We start from the raw sequence: 3898 nt of genomic DNA, 5'->3' as shown, positions 1-3898 counted from the left end.
GACCTGACCCAGGGCCAGCGCGACTTCTTCGGCGCCCACGGCTTCGGCCGCATCGACGCCGAGGGCCAGCACCACGGCCCCTGGAGCCAGGCGCACGGGTGAGACGGACGCCCGGGCCTCACCCCCTTCGAGTCCCCCCTCCCCTCGCGGGAGGGGGTTAGGGGGAGGGGGTTCCCGCCGCGAGAACCGGCCTCATTTAGGGACCGTGACTCTGACCGGCACGATCCAACCTATACGCGCGCGGACGCGCGCAGCCCCCTCCCCCTGCCCCCCTCCCGCAAGGGAGGGGGGACTGCAAAAAACCAGCAGCGCCGGGCAACGCCCCTACAGGTCGTCCCGGATGCACGCCTTCGCATGCCCCGGCGCGACCTCGCGCAGCGGCGGCACCGCCGCCGCGCACTCTGGCACGGCATGCGGACAGCGGGTGCGGAAGACGCAGCCGCTGGGCGGGCTGATCGGGCTGGGGATGTCGCCCTGCAGCAGGATGCGCTCGCGCCGCACCGTCGGGTCCGGCACCGGCGCGGCCGAGAGCAGCGCCCGGGTATAGGGGTGGCGCGGCGCGGTGTAGAGCGACCGGGCCGGCGCCGATTCCATGATCCGGCCGAGATACATCACGATCACGCGGTCGCAGAGATACTCGACCACCGACAGGTCGTGGGCGATGAACAGCACGGTCAGGCCAAGGTCGCGCTGCAGGTCCTGGATCAGGTTCACCACCTGGGCCTGGATCGACACGTCGAGGGCCGAGACAGGCTCGTCCGCCACGATGAAGCTGGGCTCCACCGCCAAAGCCCGGGCGATGCCGATGCGCTGGCGCTGGCCGCCCGAGAACTCGTGCGGGTAGCGGGTGATCGCGTCCGGCCGCAGCCCCACCCGGCGCAGCAGCCCGGCGATCCGCTCCGGCCGCTGCCGGCCGCGCGCCAGGCCGTGGATGGTCAGCGCCTCGCCGACGATCTCGCCCACCGTCATGCGCGGGTTCAGGCTGGCATAGGGGTCCTGGAAGACGATCTGCATCTCGCGCCGATAGGCCTGGAAGGCCGCGCGGGAGAGCTTGAGGATGTCGGTGCCGGCGAAGCGCACCGACCCGGCCGTCGGCTCGGTCAGGCGCAGCACCGAGCGGCCGGCCGTGGTCTTGCCGGAGCCGGATTCGCCGACGAGCCCAACCACCTCGCCGCGCTTCAGGCTGAAGGACACGTCCTCGACGGCGCGGACATGCTGGCCCTTCTTGCCGAAGAACCCGCCGCCGACCGGGAACCAGGTGCGCAGCCCCTCGACCTCGAGCAGCGTCTCGCCCGGCGCCGGCAGGGCGATGGCGCTGCGGCGGTCCGCGGGACCGGCCCGGTCCTCGATGACGGCGCTCATGCCAGCTCGCTCCAGCGGATGCAGCGCGACATGTGCCCGCCGCCGGTATCGGCCAGCGGCGGCACCGCAGCGGCGCAGGCGTCGATCGCATGGCGGCAGCGCGGCGCGAAGGCGCAGCCGGGCGGCAGCTTCTTCGGGCTCGGCACATTGCCGGGGATCGCCTCCAGCCGCCGCGCCTCGCCGCGGTCCAGCGCCGCATAATCGGTGCGCGGCACGCTGTTCAGCAGGCCGATGGTGTAGGGGTGGCGCGGCGACTTGAAGATCTCGATCACGCCGCCCTCCTCCACCACCCGTCCGCCATACATCACGGCGACGCGGTCGGCCATCTCGGCCACCACGCCGAGATTGTGGGTGATAAACAGGATCGACATGCCGATCTCGGCCTGCAGCCGGCGCATCAAATCCAGGATCTGCGCCTGGATGGTGACGTCCAGCGCCGTGGTCGGCTCGTCGGCGATCAGCAGCGCCGGGCGGCAGCACAGCGCCATCGCGATCATCACCCGCTGGCGCATGCCGCCCGACATCTGGTGCGGATAGTCCTTCAGCCGCCGGCGCGCCGCCGGGATGCCGACCAGCTCCAGCATCTGCGCCGCCGTCTCCATCGCCTGGCGCCGGCTTAAGCCCTGGTGCAGCGCCACCGCCTCGGCGATCTGGTCGCCGACCGGATAGACCGGGTTCAGCGACGTCATCGGCTCCTGGAACACCATGGCGATGTCGTTGCCGCGGATGCCGCGCATCTCGGCCTCCGACAGCTTCGCCAGGTCGCGCGGCCGGCCGTCGCGGCCGCGAAACAGCATCTCGCCGCCAGCGATGCGGCCCGGCGGGGTCGGGATCAGCCGCATCAGCGACAGGCTGGTGACGCTCTTGCCCGAGCCGGATTCGCCGACCAGCGCCAGGGTCTCGCCGCGGCCGATATGGAAGGTGACGCCGTCGACCGAGCGGATCGGACCGTCATCGGTGTCGAAGACGGTCTTCAGATCCGTCACCGACAGCAGGATGTCGGGCGCGGCCGCCGCCATCAGGCGCGCGCGGCGCGGATGGTGGCCCGCACCCGCTCCGGATCGGTGACCGTGTTGGTGTATTCGCGCTCCAGATCGGTGCCGCCCATGCCGACATCGGCGTTGCGGAAGGTCATGCCGCTCGGCTCCTGCCGCAGGGCGGCGAAGTGCAGCTCCTTGAGGCCGGCGGCGCGGCGGACCTCGGCGATGTTGGCCTCGTCCAGGTCGCCGCAGCCCATGATGACGATGCGGTCGCCGGCCTGCTCCACCGCCCGCTTCAGGATGGCGAGGCCGGCCATGGCGTCCGGCCGCTGGCCGGAGGTCAGCACCCGGTCGACGCCGCAGCGGATCAGCGCCTCCAGCGCCTCCTCCGGGTCGCGGGTCATGTCGAAGGCGCGGTGGCAGGTGACCTTCATCGGCCGCGCCGCCTGCACCAGCTGGGCCGTGCGGTCCTCGTCGATCCGGCCGTCCGCGGTCAGGCAACCGATGACGATGCCGGGCACGCCCAGCTCCCGCAGCGCCTTCACATCGGCCAGCATGCTGGCGAATTCGGTGTCGCTGTACAGGAAGTCGCCGCCGCGCGGCCGGATGATGACGTGGAACGGGATGCGGGCGCGGGCCTTCACCTCCAGGATCGTGCCGATGCTGGGGGTCAGCCCGCCCTCGATCAGGCTGGCGCAGAGCTCGACCCGGTCGGCCCCGCCCTCCTGGGCCGCCAGGAACCCGTCCAGGCCTTCGACGCAGATCTCGATCAAGGGGGTGGTCATCGACGGGTCTTTCGCTGCGCTGAGGGGCTTAGAAGGGATTGCCTGGGCATCCCCTTATGAGTCCCCCCTCCCCTTGCGGGAGGGGGGCAGGGGGAGGGGTCTGCGCGCGTCCGCGCGCGAATGGGCGGGAAGCCTGAATCGCCCAAGGGCGGTTCGCGGTCAAAGACGGTCGGCCCTAGCGGAGAAAACCCCCTCCCCCTACCCCCCTCCCGCGAGGGGAGGGGGGACTCGTTGGGGTTCGATCTGACGAAAATCGGTATCGACATCATCGGCCGAGGGCCTTGAGCGACCGGGCGGACCAGACGGGACGGGGCTGCCAGTCGAAATCGCGGTCGAAGGGGAAGGTCGGGCGGGTGGTGCGGTGGCGCGGCAGATGCTCAACATCCTGGTCGACCACGCCGGGCGACAGCGCCATCAGGTTCGGGTTGGCGATCGGCGCCAGCTCCGGCGACAGGTAGCCGGACTTGACCACCAGGATCGCCACCTCGGCCGGATGCACGCCCAGCCGGGTGAAGTCCGAAATGTTGTGGAACGGCCGGCGCCGGGCGGTCAGCACCACCCGGATGCCGCCGGTGCGGACCAGCGCCTGCCGGTCGGCGAGATCGACGCCAGGGTCGAGCACCAGCACCTCGGCCTCCGCCTCGACCGGCGTGCTGCCCTTGGTGTCGAGGGTCGCGCCGATGCTCAGGCGCAGCCGGGCGCCGGCGCCGGCGGCGAAGCAGGCCTCCGTCGCCGGGCGGTCGGCGATGCCGGCGATCAGCACGTCCCGCG

At 71.8% G+C, this 3898-nt stretch carries 5 protein-coding genes; 1 reads left to right on the top strand and 4 read right to left on the bottom strand.

All coding sequences use genetic code 11. The annotated features are described in order from the left end of the window. Positions 1 to 3: 3 nt before the first annotated feature. The gene (locus P409_RS41645) at positions 4 to 102 is read left to right on the top strand and encodes a hypothetical protein (protein WP_430515669.1); all 99 of its coding nucleotides are present in this window, start codon (positions 4 to 6) and stop codon (positions 100 to 102) included. Between the two features lie 222 nt (positions 103 to 324). On the opposite strand, the gene P409_RS28780 is transcribed toward P409_RS41645, so the two are convergent. The 4 genes from P409_RS28780 to P409_RS28765 form a co-directional block, all read right to left on the bottom strand. Then, a complete protein-coding gene (locus P409_RS28780) occupies positions 325 to 1362 on the bottom strand; it encodes an ABC transporter ATP-binding protein (RefSeq protein ID WP_034846520.1) in 1038 nt (345 codons plus the stop codon). Beyond that, a complete protein-coding gene (locus tag P409_RS28775; RefSeq protein ID WP_034846518.1) occupies positions 1359 to 2381 on the bottom strand; it encodes an ABC transporter ATP-binding protein in 1023 nt (340 codons plus the stop codon). Before P409_RS28775 ends, P409_RS28780 begins: the two co-directional genes overlap by 4 nt. After that, entirely contained in the window at positions 2381 to 3127 is a 747-nt protein-coding gene (locus tag P409_RS28770) for a copper homeostasis protein CutC (RefSeq protein WP_034846517.1), read from the bottom strand. Before P409_RS28770 ends, P409_RS28775 begins: the two co-directional genes overlap by 1 nt. Before the next feature lie 265 nt (positions 3128 to 3392). Further along, a partial coding sequence (locus P409_RS28765) for an MlrC C-terminal domain-containing protein (protein ID WP_034846515.1) occupies positions 3393 to 3898 on the bottom strand: 506 nt, incomplete at its 5' end.

It is taken from the genome of Inquilinus limosus MP06 (assembly GCF_000767795.1).
GTDB lineage: Bacteria > Pseudomonadota > Alphaproteobacteria > DSM-16000 > Inquilinaceae > Inquilinus > Inquilinus limosus_E.
The sequence above is the reverse complement of the archived record's forward strand: the minus strand, read 5'-3'. Positions and strand labels throughout refer to the sequence as shown.